Origin of the sequence: Paenibacillus sp. PL91 (assembly GCF_012935325.2) — a bacterium.
In the GTDB taxonomy this organism is placed as follows: domain Bacteria; phylum Bacillota; class Bacilli; order Paenibacillales; family Paenibacillaceae; genus Pristimantibacillus.
The window spans coordinates 108,151-125,779 of sequence record NZ_JABBYG020000020.1 but is presented as its reverse complement, the minus strand read 5'-3'; the positions used below and the strand labels follow the sequence as shown (position 1 = coordinate 125,779).

General features: G+C 42.8%; 23 protein-coding genes. 19 read left to right on the top strand and 4 right to left on the bottom strand.

Annotated elements, in window-relative coordinates:
* Positions 1–549: 549 nt before the first annotated feature.
* Positions 550–801 (top strand): DUF3986 family protein, encoded by a 252-nt coding sequence (locus HI950_RS29780; RefSeq protein ID WP_169089195.1) that lies wholly within the window; start codon positions 550–552, stop codon positions 799–801.
* A gap of 545 nt (positions 802–1,346) precedes the next feature.
* Here HI950_RS29780 and HI950_RS29775 read toward each other — a convergent pair.
* Complete coding sequence (locus HI950_RS29775; protein WP_169089197.1) at positions 1,347–2,492, bottom strand: hypothetical protein; 1,146 nt, start codon at positions 2,490–2,492, stop codon at positions 1,347–1,349.
* A 735-nt stretch (positions 2,493–3,227) separates the two neighbouring features.
* Between HI950_RS29775 and HI950_RS29770 the strand changes: the two genes are divergently transcribed.
* The 3 genes from HI950_RS29770 to HI950_RS29760 all read left to right on the top strand — a co-directional run bounded on the left by HI950_RS29770 (position 3,228) and on the right by HI950_RS29760 (position 4,784).
* On the top strand, positions 3,228–3,587 hold the full coding sequence (locus tag HI950_RS29770) for an MmcQ/YjbR family DNA-binding protein (RefSeq protein ID WP_169089201.1): 360 nt from the start codon (positions 3,228–3,230) through the stop codon (positions 3,585–3,587).
* A 432-nt stretch (positions 3,588–4,019) separates the two neighbouring features.
* Positions 4,020–4,313 (top strand): hypothetical protein, encoded by a 294-nt coding sequence (locus HI950_RS29765; protein ID WP_169089203.1) that lies wholly within the window; start codon positions 4,020–4,022, stop codon positions 4,311–4,313.
* A gap of 252 nt (positions 4,314–4,565) precedes the next feature.
* Entirely contained in the window at positions 4,566–4,784 is a 219-nt protein-coding gene (locus tag HI950_RS29760; protein ID WP_169089205.1) for a hypothetical protein, read from the top strand.
* Between the two features lie 155 nt (positions 4,785–4,939).
* Here HI950_RS29760 and HI950_RS29755 read toward each other — a convergent pair whose 3' ends face one another.
* Positions 4,940–5,230: a hypothetical protein gene (locus HI950_RS29755; RefSeq protein ID WP_187768193.1), complete on the bottom strand. Its 291-nt coding sequence runs from the start codon at positions 5,228–5,230 to the stop codon at positions 4,940–4,942.
* Positions 5,231–5,424: 194 nt separating this feature from the next.
* Between HI950_RS29755 and HI950_RS29750 the strand changes: the two genes are divergently transcribed.
* Positions 5,425–6,045, top strand: coding sequence for an SET domain-containing protein (locus HI950_RS29750; protein WP_169089209.1), 621 nt, complete (start codon positions 5,425–5,427; stop codon positions 6,043–6,045).
* Between the two features lie 149 nt (positions 6,046–6,194).
* Positions 6,195–6,599, top strand: coding sequence for a hypothetical protein (locus HI950_RS37190; RefSeq protein ID WP_411268163.1), 405 nt, complete (start codon positions 6,195–6,197; stop codon positions 6,597–6,599).
* A gap of 320 nt (positions 6,600–6,919) precedes the next feature.
* On the opposite strand, the gene HI950_RS29745 is transcribed toward HI950_RS37190, so the two are convergent.
* Positions 6,920–7,390, bottom strand: coding sequence for a MarR family winged helix-turn-helix transcriptional regulator (locus tag HI950_RS29745; protein WP_169089211.1), 471 nt, complete (start codon positions 7,388–7,390; stop codon positions 6,920–6,922).
* A 112-nt stretch (positions 7,391–7,502) separates the two neighbouring features.
* Between HI950_RS29745 and HI950_RS29740 the strand changes: the two genes are divergently transcribed.
* The 13 genes from HI950_RS29740 to HI950_RS29685 all read left to right on the top strand — a co-directional run bounded on the left by HI950_RS29740 (position 7,503) and on the right by HI950_RS29685 (position 16,275).
* Positions 7,503–8,423, top strand: a complete 921-nt coding sequence (locus tag HI950_RS29740) for an alpha/beta hydrolase family protein (protein WP_169089213.1) — start codon at positions 7,503–7,505, stop codon at positions 8,421–8,423.
* Positions 8,424–9,302: 879 nt separating this feature from the next.
* A complete protein-coding gene (locus HI950_RS29735; protein ID WP_191297134.1) occupies positions 9,303–9,692 on the top strand; it encodes a DUF4258 domain-containing protein in 390 nt (129 codons plus the stop codon).
* Positions 9,693–9,921: 229 nt separating this feature from the next.
* On the top strand, positions 9,922–10,164 hold the full coding sequence (locus HI950_RS29730; protein WP_223285590.1) for a hypothetical protein: 243 nt from the start codon (positions 9,922–9,924) through the stop codon (positions 10,162–10,164).
* 160 nt (positions 10,165–10,324) lie between these two features.
* Complete coding sequence (locus HI950_RS29725; RefSeq protein WP_187768192.1) at positions 10,325–10,510, top strand: hypothetical protein; 186 nt, start codon at positions 10,325–10,327, stop codon at positions 10,508–10,510.
* 20 nt (positions 10,511–10,530) lie between these two features.
* The gene (locus HI950_RS29720) at positions 10,531–10,872 is read left to right on the top strand and encodes a hypothetical protein (RefSeq protein WP_169089221.1); all 342 of its coding nucleotides are present in this window, start codon (positions 10,531–10,533) and stop codon (positions 10,870–10,872) included.
* A 4-nt stretch (positions 10,873–10,876) separates the two neighbouring features.
* Complete coding sequence (locus tag HI950_RS29715) at positions 10,877–11,482, top strand: hypothetical protein (protein ID WP_169089223.1); 606 nt, start codon at positions 10,877–10,879, stop codon at positions 11,480–11,482.
* Between the two features lie 275 nt (positions 11,483–11,757).
* Positions 11,758–12,471 (top strand): RadC family protein, encoded by a 714-nt coding sequence (gene radC / locus HI950_RS29710; protein ID WP_169089225.1) that lies wholly within the window; start codon positions 11,758–11,760, stop codon positions 12,469–12,471.
* Positions 12,472–12,573: 102 nt separating this feature from the next.
* Positions 12,574–12,765, top strand: coding sequence for a hypothetical protein (locus HI950_RS29705; RefSeq protein ID WP_169089227.1), 192 nt, complete (start codon positions 12,574–12,576; stop codon positions 12,763–12,765).
* A gap of 4 nt (positions 12,766–12,769) precedes the next feature.
* Positions 12,770–13,288: a hypothetical protein gene (locus tag HI950_RS29700; protein ID WP_169089229.1), complete on the top strand. Its 519-nt coding sequence runs from the start codon at positions 12,770–12,772 to the stop codon at positions 13,286–13,288.
* Positions 13,289–13,768: 480 nt separating this feature from the next.
* Positions 13,769–14,890, top strand: a complete 1,122-nt coding sequence (locus HI950_RS29695) for a hypothetical protein (RefSeq protein WP_169089231.1) — start codon at positions 13,769–13,771, stop codon at positions 14,888–14,890.
* The gene (locus tag HI950_RS29690; protein WP_169089233.1) at positions 14,874–15,044 is read left to right on the top strand and encodes a hypothetical protein; all 171 of its coding nucleotides are present in this window, start codon (positions 14,874–14,876) and stop codon (positions 15,042–15,044) included. The genes HI950_RS29695 and HI950_RS29690 overlap by 17 nt, the downstream gene beginning before the upstream one ends.
* Before the next feature lie 96 nt (positions 15,045–15,140).
* Entirely contained in the window at positions 15,141–15,275 is a 135-nt protein-coding gene (locus HI950_RS36550; protein ID WP_262985739.1) for a hypothetical protein, read from the top strand.
* A gap of 466 nt (positions 15,276–15,741) precedes the next feature.
* The gene (locus HI950_RS29685; protein ID WP_169089235.1) at positions 15,742–16,275 is read left to right on the top strand and encodes a recombinase family protein; all 534 of its coding nucleotides are present in this window, start codon (positions 15,742–15,744) and stop codon (positions 16,273–16,275) included.
* 591 nt (positions 16,276–16,866) lie between these two features.
* Here the strand turns inward: HI950_RS29685 and HI950_RS29680 are convergent.
* Complete coding sequence (locus tag HI950_RS29680; RefSeq protein ID WP_169089237.1) at positions 16,867–17,076, bottom strand: hypothetical protein; 210 nt, start codon at positions 17,074–17,076, stop codon at positions 16,867–16,869.
* Positions 17,077–17,629: the final 553 nt, after the last annotated feature.

Sequence of the window (17,629 nt, the reverse complement as noted above, 5' to 3'; positions counted from 1 at the left end):
CTGATTAGAAGTATGATGGAGCTAAGTCTATCGGAAGAATTGATTCATAAGGTAACTGGAGTGAGCTATGAAAGGATTAGGTCGTTAAGCTAACGGGTAACTATCGCGCGGTGCTTTGGAATAAGGCACTTAAAAAGGAGCGAAACTTTTGGACAACAAAAGGACAAGTGCATATTTTTATTTGTTGTTTACCGTACTGGTAGATATACGCTTCCATTCATTTACGAACTCAGAGAAGTCAACAAAATTTATTAATGATCTATCAGATACATTTCATAACTTACCTTTAGTTCTTTCTGATGATCCTAAAAAATTCAATGAAAAATTATTTTGGGAATACGTGAAGAGTTTTCAGGAAAGGTATCCATAAGAAGCACGAAACTATAAGTTTTTGTTTAATGAAAAGATGAACGACTGAACTAAACACCGAAAGGGCTGCCATGTGGTAGCCCTTCATTACGCTAACGGGCAGGATAGTTGAATAAACCATAATGTTTAGAACCTATACTTAGTGGTGAATTATTCCGAAATGAAGGAGTTAAAGAATAAATGGAAATAAGCCATTGGCACTTGGGGTATTACAAGGATGGCAATGATATAGAGGCTGTTGGTTTTTTTGAAGATGGCAAATGGGTTGTTTACTACGATGATAGTCATGATACAGGTTTGTTTGCAAGGACTCAGCCAAGACATAAATTGTTTGGTGCTGTGATTTTAAAGGTGCATGACTACGAAGAAGCAGAAAATAAATTTAATGAATGGGTAGAGTGCATTCTACTTCCATATAGAAAAAAACGCTAGTCCTTTGTTACGCTAACGAGCAATTATGTTCAATAATTTGGTATCGGGTGACAAGAACTTGATGTCATAAATGACAAGAACTTTATCTCTTTCCTGCTGCCGCACCCAAGCCGGCGCAAGAGACGCGATTTAAGCGTCCTTTAAATGAGATAATGTTCTTATCACCCGACGTTGCCCCGCAGCCAATTACAAGTTTTTTATATCGTCGATGACCATATCCAAAGAGTCGTTTCTTTCATATTGTAAGTCTCGACACATATTTATCTACAAAATGCGATAATTGTTTATTTTCATTTGTGGGAGTGTCAAATACCTTCATTGCTAAACTGGCTTCTTTGTCATAACCTGGCTTACATCAAATATCTGAAATAAACGTAACCGCTGGATAGGAGAATGGATAACTCCATTAGCGGAAAGCCATTTTTGAGAAACTGCACAAACTTGATCTGAAATGCACCCCCTAAAGTCTTCATCGGTTTTACCCAGAGGGTTTTTCCAATGTCTACTTTAAGGGGTGCACTTCAATAGCAGGACCGCGGGTTTTTTTAAACAATTGAAATTAGTTGGCTATTTCGAATGTTTGTGAAGTGATTTGGGCTTCTGTTTTGACATTTACATTTTCTTGAAGATGAACGGGTGAAGCCCACTTTCTTCAGAGATGTCACTTTCAATAATGTTTTTAAATCATTATTGATTTGATCAAATATTTGACGATGAACTCCATCATCATCATCTATATTGGTATGATATGCACGAATCCTTACTGTTTTTCCTAGACACCTTACTGTCTTAAACGTTTTATTATCCCACTTTTTTAAATATACAACCTTAATCGCCTTATTCACTCCAGGAATTAGTTGATACCCACATGAGATACCTTCCGAAGGGGATGAGCAGGGTATTAGTGTTTTTGATGGACACTGTGTCCCTGAAATTCCATTGTTTTGGTACCAATTGAATATTTTATTCCCCTTAGGCAAGTCGTTGTTGCTTAAAGTATTTGTTGGCCCAAATACAGGATCGATTAGACCAACAAAGTTTGGTGGTTTCTTTGTGACTCTTGATAACTTACATGAAGCCCAGCCTCCATAAGAGTGCCCTACAATAGCAAGATAACTTGGATTTATTACCCTTTTATTAATTTGATTTTGTAAATCACTTAATGATGGAGCTGCGAAAGGATCAGAATTATGATCCTTATTCCATCTACTATGAAAGATATTTTGAGGATTTATACCATATGTTTTGGTCAAATTAGCTCGTAAAGTACTCACTAACTTGGTCATTCCGTTTTCTGTGCCCCCACCTCGACCACTAATACAAATAATAACCACATCACCGGATACATCCTTGCCCCCCGAACCACATACAGCAGAAAATATATCTTTAATTAATATTGTGGTATAGTCATCTGGATATGAACCTGGTTCACCATTTGTTGTGATATTAACTCTTTTTCCGGTAAGTGTTGTTTGTGTGACTTTATCAATTCTCATATTAAAATTGAGAACCCTCGGGCTTTCAGTTCTTAGTATTTGGATATAAGCCCATCTACTTTGGCAAGCATCGTTAAGAAACTTTTCCCACTTCTCTACCTGGTCTTCATTCTGAAGTATTTTCTTAATAATAGTTTTTTTATTCAACAATGGTTTGCTATCCATTGATTTACGTTTTGCAACTATCTTCTTCAAGATTCTATCAATCCTCCCGTTTATAAGTTTATTTATCCACTCAACAAAGGCACTTTGTTTTTATCTATAAAGACTTGTTCCTAAATGGACTTAACCTCAGGGGTAGTATACGTTTTTATTTTCACTGTGACTGGACTCATGCCTATGCATCCTGTCCCGAGAATGGATTCGCGGTCTTCAAAGACGCGTTCTCCCTTTAACCGGTATGTCTGCATCCACTTTTTGACCCGATCCTTGTCCTAGATCCCCAGCCGCTCCGTGATCTCGCGATAACTCCAGTTCTCCGCTGTGAACGATCAGGCCAGTCACGTCTTTCTTGTGTTTGAAGGCCTCTTTGAACATATCCAATACGAGTTTTTTCTCGGCAGATCGTCCCGTCTTATACGCTACAATTTCATTCGTGCACAGATCCTTGATTGCCGACAGATACAGTCAGGTATCTCCGATGGCATATTGGGTGATGTCCGTTACCCGTTTCCCGTTAGTTCAAAAAGCCTTATCCAATTGTCGCCATTAATTTTTTACGATCTGGACGACTTATATAATGGGAGATTCAACGAAGAACAAACTAACGAAATGACTATACCGAACCCGACCAACTAGGCCGGGCTTTTTTTATTTTAGCTTATGATAGTGGAAAGAAAATAAAGACTTAGATTGACGTGCGTATTAAAGCAAACTGTTATTAATGGTCTCGCAACATTCAGTTATAATAATGATAGGAGACTTGCAGATATGAAGAATAATATAATCGATTACTGTTTAAAGAAGAAAGGAGCGACTAAGGATTATCCCTTCGGACTCGCTCCATTGGTGATCAAAATTGCAGGTAAAATGTTCGCGCTTATTTTTGAGGACAAAGGGGATTATTTTCATTTAAACCTAAAATGTGACCCAGTGATTGCGGAAAACTTGAGAGAGCAACATGAGACCGTTCGACCAGGGTACCATATGAACAAAAAGAACTGGAATACAATTACGATCGATGGTTCCTTGCCAGAGTCGGATATCTTTGAAATGATTGACCACTCTTACGAATTGGTTCTTAAAAATCTTCCTAAGAGACTCCGAGAATCTATTTCTGAAATGAATTAACTGATCAATGACATAGTTCGGTGTTCAACCAGATTACATCGAGTAATCAACATCATTCAGTCTAATACATACTTTCTTTGAAGAATGAGGTTAACATGAATTTAAAACAAACGAGAGAACATGCGGAAACTGGCCGCGGAGCGGGGCGGCAATTGCCGGCTGTTAGTTCAGATATTGAGGGATACAAAAACGAGGCGTTACTAATCCAAACAATTATTCCGAATAGCTAATCCGATAACAATTAATATACCAGGCCAACGGAGTTCACGAAGAAGTGTTTAGCAATCTCTGGTGGCTTTTTGTTAAGCTAACGGGAGACGATATGAGCAGGCGCTGCAGTGGCCTGCTCTTTTTAATAAGCTAATGGGCAGGATAACGCCAAATGACCTATGTTATGATAAGTACTAAACTGAAACTGAGGTGTAATTGGTAATGGAAGATAATAAATATCCAGAGAATTACTTTGAACACTACATTGTTAGTTTTTCTAGCACAGGTCAAACTCCAGATAAAACTGGATTCGAGAATTTAGCAAGGTTGTACATAGATATTGAAGGCACTGACGCGTTTTCTGAATTGATAAAAGAGATTCAGTTAATTAAGGAAAATGATGATTGGTCTTACTTTGAAGAAATAGCTAGAGATTTTGAAGTAAAGGACTTATCTACTGATAAAATAATCGAAATGGCTGAGGTGGCAATAACAGTATATATGGATATGATCTAATTGAAATTTAGTGTAACGGTAAGTTAGCTGCATCGAGCTAACGGGACACGATAGACTTAACAATCACGAGGACGATAACGGCAGCCTCGCTGCTTTAAAGGCAGTTTTTGATAGCATAAAAGGTTTTAATGAATCCTATCGAATACTTTATTACCCAAAGAGTAGACGGAAGCTGATCCGTGTTTAGAGCTGATGTTGTATATGCATTGATTATAAATGAGGAGCAAGACAAGGTAGCTGGTTGATGTAGTAATGACGCCGGAAGCGAAGCGGTACCTTGATGCGGGCGATCTGGTTCCCGACTATCGGGTAACGGATGCAATGCCAGAAGTCGTCTTTATTAAGACAGCAGCCATCCTCGACGGTAAGAAAGTTCACAGCGGATCAACGATTCCTCTCTACACGGTGGCTCTCGGCGCTCATACCTTCACCGTCAATGCGGCCGAACACGCCGGAGACCGTTCGATATGAAAATTCGAGACTTACGCGGATATCGATTCTTTAATAAAGGCTCACCGCGGCAAAGCTATTGATGCGATAGCAGCCGGATATCTCATGGAGATGTCCAAATCTTGCTATAACCGAGAAAAGTCTCTGCGAATGGAGAGCATTGAAGAACTTATCCTTTAGCGGTTATAAATCAAACGGCGGCCATCGCTCAAAGGGGCAACGCTTAAAAAATGCTTCTCGGTCTCCTCCTTGAAGGCGAGCTCGACGCTACCGACGCGCTTCCTGTCATCCAGGGTGATCCTCTTCACGATCAGGTGCAGCAGGGTCTTGCGTTTCGGGAAAGGCGAGCGGCGGAGCAGAGAATCGAACCTGTCCATCAGGGAGCGCACGAGCTCGTAGGAGACGGGCTCGGACTGATCGTCCCGAAACTCCATTTGCAGCTTCGAACTGCGGGTGAAGCGGCGCAAGAAATTTCGCCTTTGAGATGATATGGTGAACCGTACCATAAATAACGCAAATTTTTGGGAAGTCAACTGTAGTTTGAGGGGTTATTGCCTTTTTTGGTCCCGATCTTTGCCAAAAATAGTTTTATGAACGTGTCACTCCTTTTTAAGAATGAATATTATATTTCAGTCCTAAAAAGGAGGATGAACTCACAATCATGATGCATCCGGATACAGAACTCCGCTTTATCAACGATGTGATAGGTGTCGGTATTGTTGCCACAAAATTTATTCCAAAAGGAACCATTGCTTGGATTTCGGATGACTTAGAAATGACATTAAAGAAGGATTTCGTTGAATCCCTTGATGAACTTCGGCGGAGAGTGGTGGATAAATATTCTTATTTAAGTGACGACGGTGAGTATCATATTTTACATTGGGACCATGCAAAATACATGAATCATAGCTTCCATCCGACCTGTATCGATACGGTATTTGAATTTAATTTAGCTGAAAGAGATATACACCCTGGGGAACAATTGACATGTGATTATGGAATTGTTGGAGTGGATGAAGATTTTGAATGCGTGCATGAGGAAGGAACATCTCGGACAAGAGTGAGAGCGGATGATTATTTGTATTTCTCTCAGGAATGGGATGAAATGGCGAGGGAAGCGTTTAAGTATTTCAATAGTGTCGAACAACCGCTGAAACATTTAATCAAAAAGGAATATGCTGAAGAAGTAAAAGCAGTAGCCGCGGGACTTCTACCGTTACCATCTATTCTTACTCTTTTCGTAGACGAGTCGGAAGATGATGATGAAGAAGACGAAGCATAACGGAACGGGGCTGTCCCTAAAGTCATCGGAGGTGACTCAGGGTCAGCCTTTTGCATAGAAAGAAAGATCGTAATTAAAACTTTTAGTAATATACTGCTAGTCAGACCAGTGTATTACGGGGCCAAACATAGTTATCTCCCTCTCATGATGTGCTGTTTCTCGGTGAGGAACTACAAAGTGAATATTTCGTGCCGCGCCACTATGCCTATCAGGCACTTTGTGCGATTGACCGAATAAGGGACTACATATCGCCACACCTCTATGTGTCCGAGATTCATACGATTGCGGAAGACAATCTGTGGATGAGCCCTTGTTACAAGCAAGACTCGGTGGCTATTCACTTTACGTGGAAAGCGGATTGGAATGCAGTTCGAAAAATATTACCACTAATTGAGGAACAGAATGCGCCTTTTCTTGCCCGTCCATATTGCGGGAAGTTGTTTGCCATGCAACCCTTCCATTTACAATCATTATACGAGAAGTTGCCCTACTTCCCCCAAGGAAAGTTCTGCAATAGCTTCTTTAATAAATATATTATGGATAGCTATTCATAGTCACCAAATCAGCGATAGCAGCCGAAACACCAACAAAACCTTAACCCTTTTTCACATACAGCGCGGAGAACCGGATCATAAGTAACGTAAAGTTTTTTCGGAAATTATCGAGGGTTTACTTTGCCCGGCTTGGGTTTGGGATAGATCATACTCGGTTGAAAAAGTCGGCGTAAACGGGCTTCTACTTGCTTTTTGGAGCACAGAACGATGGGGTACCTAGAGGAGGACTTTTGCTTGCTGAAGCAAAAGCCCCCTCCGTCATTTTGGTGGAAGGGGCCGGTTTAATTAACGTTCAACATATCTGCTTCAAAAAAACATGGTCATGGCGTTGGGGTATTACTTGACGCTGTAGACCCTTTTTTTGTTCTTTCCGCTAGCTTCGTAATCGACTCAATGTCTTGATCGGTTAATTGATCTAAGAAATGGTTGCGTATAGCCTTTGCGACTATCGGACGGGCATCATCCAATGCTGATTTTCCAGCGGAAGTGATGATGACTTGTACGCCACGCTCTTTGTCCAATGATTTCCTCAACACAAGTCCGCGCTTTTCCATCCTCGTTAGATGATGTGACAATCGACTCTTATCCCAGTCCATGGATTCGGCCAGCTCCTGTTGGCGAAGGCTGCCGTCCCCCAGAAGGTTTAACCGATCCAATACACCATAATCGCCCTCGGATAGTCCGGTGTGATCGGACATCTCTTTAATTACGCGACCGAAGATGCTGTGAAAAGAGCCTTTCCACATATACCATAATTGAATTTCTTCTTCGTTCAGTTCGCTCTTATCCATGGGACTATAATAACACGGTTGACGTGTCAACTTCAATATGCTAAAGTTACTGAAAGTTGGTTGATATGTCAACCACACTTAAATTGAGAAGACAAAGAAAGGAACATCTATTATGAAAATGAGCGTAAGTACGTTTACTCCAGTCATCTCGGTAAAGCCGGTAGTGATGTCAGCCCCGGGCCGCGGTGAGGATTTGCAAGTGCGGGTATCAGCGCCAGCGACGGGAAGTCAATTGCCTATTATTATTTTCTCGCATGGCTTTGGTTGGTCGTTGGACGGCTACGGTCCGTTAGTCGACTACTGGGCTGCTCACGGCTTTGTGGTCATTCAACCCACCCATCTCGACTCGAGGACGCTGAATCTTCCTCCTGACGATCCCCGTACACCACTGATCTGGCGTTTCCGCGTCGAGGACCTGAAGCTCATCCTTGACCAACTTGATCTTATTGAAGTTTCCGTTCCAGGCCTCAGCGGTCGTCTTGACCGAAGCCGTATCGCCGCAGCCGGACACTCGTGGGGAGGTCAAACGGTGAGCATGCTGCTCGGTGCGCGCGTCCTCGATGCCCACGGGGAACCGGGAGAGGATATGTCCGACTCGCGTATCAAGGCTGGCGTATTACTTGCCACGATCGGACTGGGCGGGGCTGACTTGACTCCGTTCGCGGCAGAGCACTTCCCATTTATGAACCCGAGCTTCTCTGACATGAGGACGCCGACCCTGGTGGTAGCGGGGGATCATGACCAATCCCTGCTATCTACTCGGGGGCCGGACTGGTTCACCGACCCCTATTTCTTGAGTCCGGGCAGCAAGAGCCTGCTCACCCTCTTCGGGGCAGAACACACTCTTGGTGGAATTGCCGGGTACCACGTTGCGGAAACGACGGACGAGAACCCCGAACGAGTTGCTTTGCTCCGACAGTTCACGTGGTCTTACCTTCGCAATGCGCTCAATCTCGACGATTCCAGCTGGCTGGCAGCCCAGAAAGCTCTGGAGGAGGGCGCCAATCCGTTAGGTCGCATCGAATCCAAGTAAGAATAATTGATCAAAGGGATCTCAAAGAAGGGACCATCCTGCAAAAGGATGGTCCTAAAACTTGCCGTTACAGACAACGCGGAGAACCGCATCATAGATAGATATAAGAAGCACTGCGTTAAAAGACCACTATAACTCCATAATGTAATAAAATATATGGCTGAGACTATTCCTAGCTGTGTAAAAACTATAGAGCAGAACTTACAAAATGAAATAGAAAATGATGTATGAACCAATCGATGTGACATTACATCGGTTGGTTCTTTTTTATTACAATGAATTATGCTTGAAATGACATCGTATTGTGTCCACAACGTCAAAATTAGATAACACCAGCGAAGACCTTGAGGTCGCTTGGTAAAGGTGACGTTTTTGCATGAATGGCTAGCGAAACCTATCGATGTAACGAGTGGTCAGTGGTGCGGGACTTGTGTAAGAAATCAACCACTAACCATCAAACTCATCTGGATTCGAGATGCAGCAGGGGCATGTATGGCCGGCAAAGTCTAACAATATTAAAAACGGAACCTGGTGCCCAAACTGTAAAAACTGTAAAAAAGAAGAAGGAAGCGGGGCAGTCTAATTCCCTTAATTAAACTTCATGCGGGTTCCTATTTTAAACTCAAACACTATTTCCGATATATTCCTTTTCTATTGCCCGCTTCATTCTTTTCCTATATACTTATGGTATTATGAAAAACCAATAATTATCTCCGCAGTCGCTGATTCAGTGGAGAAGGAGCGTTATCGTTTAGATAACAGTTTATAGAGCCTCGAAGCAGAAAGTGCATTCCAATCTTATTTGGACTTGCCTTTTTAGCATTCGGGGCTTTTTTATGTCTACTATCAGGCAAAGGAGGCAATACACACGTGGATCACATGAAAAAATACTGGTTACTAGAACTGGATTGTATACGAAAAGGCGTAAACAGACAGGACGGGTATCAAACCACAATCTCTCCTCATTACATAAACGACCGATATAACAATGATACTTATGCGGATCGCGTGTTTAACGAACTAGATATCCTTTGGGCAATTTCCAATGGACAGATCGTTGAGGGCTATGACTCTGGAGAAAATGGACGAGAAGGCTCTAAAAAGGGCCGAAACCCTGAACCTGAACGCATTATTGTCGGACCTGCTGTATCGAGTGATTATTGCGTGGTTGTTGTTTTAATGAAGACCGGTACCCGGTTTATTGTCAAAACAGTTTTCCCCGCCGATCGAGCTCGTTACACGAAATACATTCCCACTGGGGGCAATTAATAATTCAATTTTTGAGGATGGTGATGAACGATGCCAACAAAAAAATGCGACCGTGTACAGGCTTTAGTATTCTTTTCCTGGATCATCGGTACATGGATTATAATCGATCATTTGGTTTTCGGTTAATTCGTTCCAATTGTTTGGAGTAATTTAAAACACATGATAAAATTAGGTCATAGGAGGGATGTTTATGTCTCGTTGTGACCGGTGTAGAGGAGAGATTCAAACTATGTTCATTAAGAGCGAACGCCCATATGACGGCGGCTTATTGGTCGTTACCGATGTGCCTGCTGACGTATGTGGCTGCGAAGAGGGACAACAAATCTTGTTAGGTGACGGTGCAATGATAGCGGGATATGCAAAACATCTTGCAAATCTAAACATCGTCGGCAAAGTCGAGGTTTCGCTTAAAGACCTGAAGGGTAAATTTTCGATTCAGGACTTTGTTTCTAAAAGCGTATCCCCAGCGTAGGATCCGGCTTAATAACATTATATTGGATTGAAATTAGAAGGCGTCTCTGGCGGCTTCTTTTTTTTATGCCCATTTAAGGAGGAATATCAAATGATCAAACACGTTTCGATTCAGATCAACCAAAGTTTAGTATGCGGTGGATGTGCTTTCGTGGAGCGGGATGGCCGGAAGGACCATATTTTTTGATGTGGTTAAGAGTCTGCCGATCACTGTTATTGTCGGCAGCCGCGGCAAACAGCATACGAATGAAGATGCAGACTTCTACGAAAAGTCGCTGCTCGAGCTCTTTATCAAGCAAGATGTTCCTCAAAATTGGGGTCTTCGCAGTATCGGCATAAAAAACTGAAACGAAGGGCGGTAATTGGAATGAAACATGAGCAAAAGAAAGTATGTCTCCTACTCAATCTTCGTGGATTCGAAGCGCGCATGGGTGAGAACTTAGAGCTCGCGAAGAATTATGGCCAAACGGTGTATTCACTGGCTGGCGAAGGTTTGGTCAAAGTCGAAGAGGGCACTTATCTTGTTCCCACGAGTGTCCTCGACCTTACACCTGCTGAACTGTATATATGGGGTTCTCAGATAAACGAACAGCTACATAAGAAAGGCTTTGCGACAAGCGATGCTGTCATTTTGGCAGCTGGGAAGAAGTATAGAGGTTTGCTTCCTCTTGGCACGACTATCACCCAAGGCATGAAGTTAGGGGCGTGATCCAATGAAGCTGGAATATGTTGTTTTTAAATGGAGACTCGATTTACCGCTTAACGGTATATTGGAAGCTTTTGAACAACTCGAGCTTCAACCGGATGCCAAGAAGCACAATCACTGGACCCGCTCCATCGGCGATCATTCTCTGCAGGTGGAATATAGACCTGGCATCAGCAATAAGGAATGTTCTTTCTTTTGGATCCGTTGGCAGCAAGCAAGCGGAAATGCGGATAAGGGTGGTTTTGAACGATTGCTTGCCAAATGGTTCTATACGGTCAGCCAGTACGCACCGACAACCGTTTACTGGATGCAAGCTATCGTCCATGTTGAGGCATTCCATTCACTTTATGGATTTCAGGAGTCATCGCCACGAATCTGGACGAAAGAGGAGAAACAGAACCGCTATTCTTTCTTTCCCCTAAAGCCTGACATCTTTCATTTTGAAATCAGGTCTAAGTATAGGAAAAATGCGATCCAGCATCACCGATTTTCGACTTGGCTTGAGGACTTAAAACATAACCTGCTCGGGTTACTCGGCCAGATGCTCAGATTCAATTCGATATTAGCGCAGTCGGTTAGTCATCGGCTACGATCGAATGAAATACAGGCATGAAGTTGGGGTAATAGGAAGGTTTCACAAAAACCATAATGTAGGGAGGAAGCCCACTGCCATTTGCGCCGGGGCTTCCCCGGCACTTGGTTGGGCGAATAAGAATGAGTAAACAACAGATGATTTTGCTAATGAAATGTTCTCGGATGACGAAAGCTCGTGAGGCGATAAAGAATTGTACTGTCATCGGTCAGCTCAGCACACGGAAGTAGTTATCGGGAAACAGGGGAGTGCAATTTGTTGCTTTTTCATATTCGAAAGCCTAGGAGGAAATTATTATGTATGATAATGTCGCTGTTTTGAATAAATCGGCAGTTAAGGACGTTCTGGTGAATTATTACCTAACGTGCAACGCCGGAACGCTATCTAACAAAGAACTGCTAATCATGATTTTGGAGCCGCTTCTGCGGGATCGTCCCCTATCTACTACTGCGGATGATATCCTCCAAAAAGGATTGCCCTATTTGGCATCTCTGTCTGAATTCGAGATTTCTACGATATTCGGGCTCGATGAAAAGAGCAGCTTCACTCTGATGATCGTATTCGAATTTGCACGGCGCCTCGGTAAAAACAATAATTCCGAAAAGGTAATTATCCGATCACCGCAAGATGCCGTTCCTTTACTCGATGATATCAAGTATCAAGAAAAGGAGCATTTCATCGTGCTTTTCTTAAATACGAAGAATGTGGTCACTGGAAGGGAAACCGTTTCGATAGGGCACCTAAACGCGTCGCTGGTACATCCTAGGGAATTGTTCAAAGCAGCAATTCGACAAGGTGCAGCTTCTATCATTGTCTGTCATAACCATCCATCTGGAGATACAACTCCCTCACACGAGGATATCTCCATTACCAATCGAATCGTCGAAGCGGGAGAACTTATTGGTATTAGCATGCTCGACCACATCATTATCGGTGGAGATTCTTGGACGAGCTTAAGGGAAAGAGGCCTAATTAGTTCCGATAGCAGATTATCGTTGATGACGTCATAGAGACTAATATTCAAAGTTAAATCGTAGTAATGAGACTGTGGTAATAGGAGATAGCATCCAAGGTGCTATCTCCTATTTTTATTCACCAAGGAGGCAATTCGAATGTTTGAAGATGTGTTTGAAGATGTGTTTGAAGATGTTCTTGTGCTAATAACGTTATTTCATTTCCTGCTCAAACCACTCCTAGGGGATGTAGTAGCTGATAAGCTCGCAGGCATGCATAAGGCCGTTGTACGCGCCTTCCAGATCGTCGGAACGATTCAGTCCCGCTTCCTCTCTAGGAAAGGAGATTGAACGTATGATGAAGGTTGAGCAAATCGACTTGTTTGAGGTTCTGGAGGAAATAGACAAACAACAGATAGCTGCGGTGACTCTAGTACTCACTAAGCCGACCTCGGCTACATCGACGCCAGCGGTCCGTAAACCACGTTCAATGAAGAAGCCTTTCTTTTACTGGTGTGTCAATGCTCTAATATGGCTTTGGCATTTTGCGACAAGCCTTTTCGGTCTTGGCATATGGGTAAATGTCTACACCGTGACTCGCGGCTTTGGTGGCCGAGAGAATGGTGGTTGGTGTTACCTGAAATATGAATGCGAACATGCGAAGCAAGTGGGTATCTGGGAGGCGGATGCGCTCCGGAAGAATTGGGAGACGCAATATAAGATTAGCCACAAATGGGGCGATCTTCACTCTAAGATTGGGGGCCAGGACGTCGTGGTGCTTATTGAGAAGCGCAGTGCTGCCAGCCAGACCCGATGCAAGCCTCTCTTTGAGGAATCTGCTGCTCTCACTTTCCTTTATTCTCTCGTTAAATAGAGTTCCTATAGAAGGTAATTTATATCATTAACCACGTAGGGAAGCTCGCTGTAACCAAATGGTGGGCTTTCCCGCCCGGTTACACGAGCGCATTTATGATGCTTCATATGAATCCCCATTTTACATCAAAGGCAGAAAAGAAGGAGAGGGCATTCTTCCAGAAATTCAGGAAGGAAGGGTATACCTTTCTTACTGTGAAGGGGAAGCGCCCGAATATCATTAAGAAAGTTACTTCAGACTATCGTTTACATAACCACTGAAAAAAGCAAACGTCCCAATCGTATCTCACGAACAAGTTTACGCCGTACGCTTGCCTTTTTCTTTTATCGCCGAGTGACGACTCTAATAGGATTGGTAGAATCCCCCTGGTTCAGTGGGGGGAAGGAGGACAAGCTAGGTTTGTAACTCCAACATTAGGAAACTACATTTGAGATTTATTTCGGATAATGTTGTACTATTAAAAGTGGGGTGATTACAAGAATGGTAGTCAAAGAGATCAAGGCTAACTATCACAGCTACCTCAACGAGCTTAAGGTTGTGATAGATCCGGTTATAACTAATATGAGAACTCAGGCCGGTCAGCCATGGCGTGGAAAGGCGTGGCTCGGCCCAATCAAAGATATCGCTGGGTATCTAAAACATATTAAAGTCATAAAAACGATCCAGTGGGCATCACTTCCGGTGATTGGGCCAGCCATAGCCATAATTGAAGCTCTAGTCATTGGGGTTGTTCCCTTATGGCTTAGTTGTATCCTAGCAGCTTTGCTTACTTTCGGAGCGTACTATATGTATGTTCGTTCGTACATAGCGAAAATGGCTACGATCGGTCAGCCTGAGTTTCACGTAGAAGCATTTAAGGCAAAGCGTCCAACCGAGTTTGCTATTTGGGCGCAATTTGTAAATAAAAATGATTTTACTTTTGAAGGTCTATATGACATCGTAAATACAGTCTTTAGCCAGAATGAACATGATCCTTCAAGTGTTGCATATATCGTGGCGTATACGCAGAGTCAACATGATTTTCTTCAAAAGACAATTGCTGATCTGCAGAATACCATCGATGTGCAAGAGGATGCCATTTCTCAGCTGGAAAGCGAATTGGTGAAGTCCGAGAATGTATTAACCCACCTTGTTGGAGTGATTAAAAAAGTAAATGAAAATTTATATCGTTATGTCAATGACCGACTCGACTTCACCGATATGGATTTCATTACCGGATTCTCCTTATACAAGAAGGTCGATAATACGCTCAAGCTCATCTTGGACAAGGGTACTTCAGGAAAGCATAGGATTCTTGATTTAGAAAGCGATACTGACTTTGCTGCCGTTTCGGCAGCGAAAGATGAAGTAGAACAGGCATACTATAACAATCCTTATCCTGGCCGTCATCTTATTGCTTTTAGGATGACTATGCTGGAGGGGGAAACCTGGGTTTGGTGTTTTCACTTCGATGATGACGATGAGCGTGCCTTGTCTCTTATTTTAAAAAATGATATTATAGAGACAAGACAGATTCGTAGAGTTATCCATACCTTTTGCTTAATCTTACAAAAGCGTATGATATCTCAGAAGGAGGTTGACCTTGATGCCAAAGCAAACTAGCAAATCTGACAACGTATTGGTGATTAAAGATATTTCACAACAAAATATTATTCAAAATCGCCGGAAGTTACGTGAACAGATGCTCAAGCAAATAGGCCAAAGAACTTCCATCACTGAGCATAATATTGAACAATTGGCCAAGCTAACCAGATAACATACACAAGCCCCTTGGGAAACCGGGGGTTTTTTTGTATAAATTCGGCATTTTTCGGCAACACTTTCTACTATTCTCTTAATAAGGATGAATAGGATGAAAGTTAAAAAGATTGTGCCGTTCTCACCGAAACCAGTACCCCTAAAAGATAAATATCAAAAAGACATCATAGAGGAAAGAAGAGAGAAAAGAAGCGCCTGGCTAAAAAAAATTAGGCAGAAGGAACAATAGTGATGTAAAGGAGATTCGAGATGAAGAGTACTGAAAAAGAATATATTGTTCGTAGCGCTGGATCAAAGAACTTCCGCGATTGCGAAGTAAAGACACAGGAGAATAATCTCGATGTGACCAGGAGTAATCTAAATTAATCGTGATTGCAGCATTGGTGTTGTATTCATTGGCCAGTCCGTCGAAGGCACAGACAAGGAATATGTAAAGGTCTATAGTGGCAAGGTAATCAATAAGAAACCTTCGTTCGTATAAAGTAAGGTAAACCGCTTCGGCTTCGGCCGAGCGGTTTTTTGTTTTCATCTTTCCATTAATCTTTTTGCTTCCCGCTCTTTAATCCATTTTTAATGCTGAGAGATTATGGAAAGAAACAGCATGATTATGTCTGGAAGAGGGCACGATCGAGGTTCGAGGGAAGCCGGTCAGAATCGATAGCCCCAAGGATGCTGTCAGACTGGGGATTGGGTATTTGAGCGAAGACCGCAAGAAGGAGGGATTCAAGCTTTTCAAGCTCGTATTTAGGCAATATTTGCTATCACGATATCGCTATATCACTAACGTGATGCGCGTCGTTACTGGGTTTTCCGCGATTTTGGCTGCTTGTTTCGATTATCTTCGTCCGGAGGATACGCTTGTCGTTTATAAACTGGATCGCCTAGGACGCTCCACAGCAAAGCTCGTTAATTTGGTCGATGATCTTCATAAACGGGATATTACGTTTGCAAGCACCACAGATAAAATAGACACGTCCACCTCGGCAGGCTATGTTAACGATCCTCAGTGCGTTCGTACAGTTAGCGATCTCATAAGGGAACGGACGAGAGACGGACTGGAGGCCGCTAGAGCACGCGGACACGTCGGAGGACGACCGTCACAGAACTGTGACAAGCTCGCTCAGGCGCTAAAGCTCCACGTCTCCAAGCAGTACACGATCAATGAAATCCGAGATATGACCGGAGTTACCAAGTCCGTTCTATACCGTGCATTGCAAGCTCAGTCCTAGCGGCTGGGCTTTTTACATACTCCGTGCCGGCATGGCGTCGGCTCTCCACGAATGGAGAGCCGACGATCATAACGGAAAACATTTGCTCAATATGAAATGAAGCGCCTGCGCACCCCGTCTGTTTTAAGACACATTATGCTCTCTGCGCTGGTTATACAAAAATGATCTGGGTAATACTAACATAAATTTCAATGTAAGAAGGTGAATGAGACTAACCATGTTAAGGAACTTCGCAATAAGAACACACTTATGTTGTTGCTGGATTGCCGCCCTATTCTTTGCATTTCGTTTCGCCCTGACTGGACAGATCTATGTAGACGCATTCAACATGCGTTTGAACACGCTTTTCATCATTGGGAACTCCATTCTGTGCGCAATTACGATTCCTTATTTGCATGAAAGTACAACAAAACAGGAACAAGAAAATAAATAGGGGTCATTACGGCCCAGCAAGGGCATTAAGCTAACGGGCAACGATAGTTCGACAAACGTGACAGCCAGGGGTATTAGGGGAACCCCCTAACAAGCGTTTTTTCGGAAGTGTGGCTACACTTCCAATTCTTGCTCTTCCAAAAAAGACGACGTAAATATTTATATATTGAGAAGATCCTGTAGCTGTTTATGCAACTCTTCATGACCTTCAAACGCCTTTAAAATCAGCGCATCACTTATGACAACTTCCATCATCTTCAGATAATTGGCTTCAGCCATAAAGCGTATACCTTTGTACATCTGGTCATCAGCACCAGCATCAGATACGCTTTTGGACTGTTCCGCTATCGTTTTAAGCCCAACAGCCATGATGTATAGTGCAAATCACGTTCCTACAGAGAAAGCTTCACAGCCTGTTCTTCAGGCGTTAGAGCCGGTTTTCGTGGTTTGAATTGTATTACGTTTTCCATAATCAGCTCCTAGATTATCGATTTCTAAAATTGCGTTACAGCCAGCACAACCGCAAGCAAAAGGCAAAGCACTCCCATTCCGAGCAACGGTGCTTGAACTGGATGCGCACTTCTTCCCAATCCTTGAATGAATTCACCAGGGCAAACACACCAAGCGTGACCAATCCGGCCAGCAATAATAGGCTGAACGTTCGACCCACGTCAACCGTATTTCAGTGCTTCAAACAATCGGGATACTATAAAATAAAAATAATTGACTGTCCGGATTTACGAATGGTCTTTTTTGTCCCTATATCATTTCCTTAAAGTTTACATACATGCAGGTGCCATATTATAATATAGACATTCCGAAACAAACAAAATTTTCCTTGCCGCTCAACATGTTCTGGTAGGGAAGGAGCCGCTTTACAGCGATTAAACATAGGTACGATATATAGGAGACCATTTAAACA

Excerpts from the sequence above, each read along its gene's own strand:
- HI950_RS29705 (WP_169089227.1), top strand. The coding sequence starts at position 12,574 with ATGTTTGAAGATGTGTTTGAAGATGTGTTTGAAGATGTTCTTGTGCTA.
- HI950_RS29700 (WP_169089229.1), top strand. The coding sequence starts at position 12,770 with ATGATGAAGGTTGAGCAAATCGACTTGTTTGAGGTTCTGGAGGAAATA.
- HI950_RS29770 (WP_169089201.1), top strand. The coding sequence starts at position 3,228 with ATGAAGAATAATATAATCGATTACTGTTTAAAGAAGAAAGGAGCGACT.
- HI950_RS29740 (WP_169089213.1), top strand. The coding sequence starts at position 7,503 with ATGAAAATGAGCGTAAGTACGTTTACTCCAGTCATCTCGGTAAAGCCG.
- HI950_RS29695 (WP_169089231.1), top strand. The coding sequence starts at position 13,769 with ATGGTAGTCAAAGAGATCAAGGCTAACTATCACAGCTACCTCAACGAG.
- HI950_RS29750 (WP_169089209.1), top strand. The coding sequence starts at position 5,425 with ATGATGCATCCGGATACAGAACTCCGCTTTATCAACGATGTGATAGGT.
- HI950_RS29745 (WP_169089211.1), bottom strand. The coding sequence starts at position 7,390 with ATGGATAAGAGCGAACTGAACGAAGAAGAAATTCAATTATGGTATATG.
- HI950_RS29765 (WP_169089203.1), top strand. The coding sequence starts at position 4,020 with ATGGAAGATAATAAATATCCAGAGAATTACTTTGAACACTACATTGTT.
- HI950_RS29760 (WP_169089205.1), top strand. The coding sequence starts at position 4,566 with ATGACGCCGGAAGCGAAGCGGTACCTTGATGCGGGCGATCTGGTTCCC.
- HI950_RS29730 (WP_223285590.1), top strand. The coding sequence starts at position 9,922 with ATGTTCATTAAGAGCGAACGCCCATATGACGGCGGCTTATTGGTCGTT.
- HI950_RS29680 (WP_169089237.1), bottom strand. The coding sequence starts at position 17,076 with ATGGCTGTTGGGCTTAAAACGATAGCGGAACAGTCCAAAAGCGTATCT.
- HI950_RS29720 (WP_169089221.1), top strand. The coding sequence starts at position 10,531 with ATGAAACATGAGCAAAAGAAAGTATGTCTCCTACTCAATCTTCGTGGA.
- HI950_RS29715 (WP_169089223.1), top strand. The coding sequence starts at position 10,877 with ATGAAGCTGGAATATGTTGTTTTTAAATGGAGACTCGATTTACCGCTT.
- HI950_RS29725 (WP_187768192.1), top strand. The coding sequence starts at position 10,325 with ATGGCCGGAAGGACCATATTTTTTGATGTGGTTAAGAGTCTGCCGATC.
- HI950_RS29780 (WP_169089195.1), top strand. The coding sequence starts at position 550 with ATGGAAATAAGCCATTGGCACTTGGGGTATTACAAGGATGGCAATGAT.
- HI950_RS29690 (WP_169089233.1), top strand. The coding sequence starts at position 14,874 with ATGCCAAAGCAAACTAGCAAATCTGACAACGTATTGGTGATTAAAGAT.
- HI950_RS29735 (WP_191297134.1), top strand. The coding sequence starts at position 9,303 with ATGAAAAAATACTGGTTACTAGAACTGGATTGTATACGAAAAGGCGTA.
- HI950_RS36550 (WP_262985739.1), top strand. The coding sequence starts at position 15,141 with ATGAAAGTTAAAAAGATTGTGCCGTTCTCACCGAAACCAGTACCCCTA.
- radC (WP_169089225.1), top strand. The coding sequence starts at position 11,758 with ATGTATGATAATGTCGCTGTTTTGAATAAATCGGCAGTTAAGGACGTT.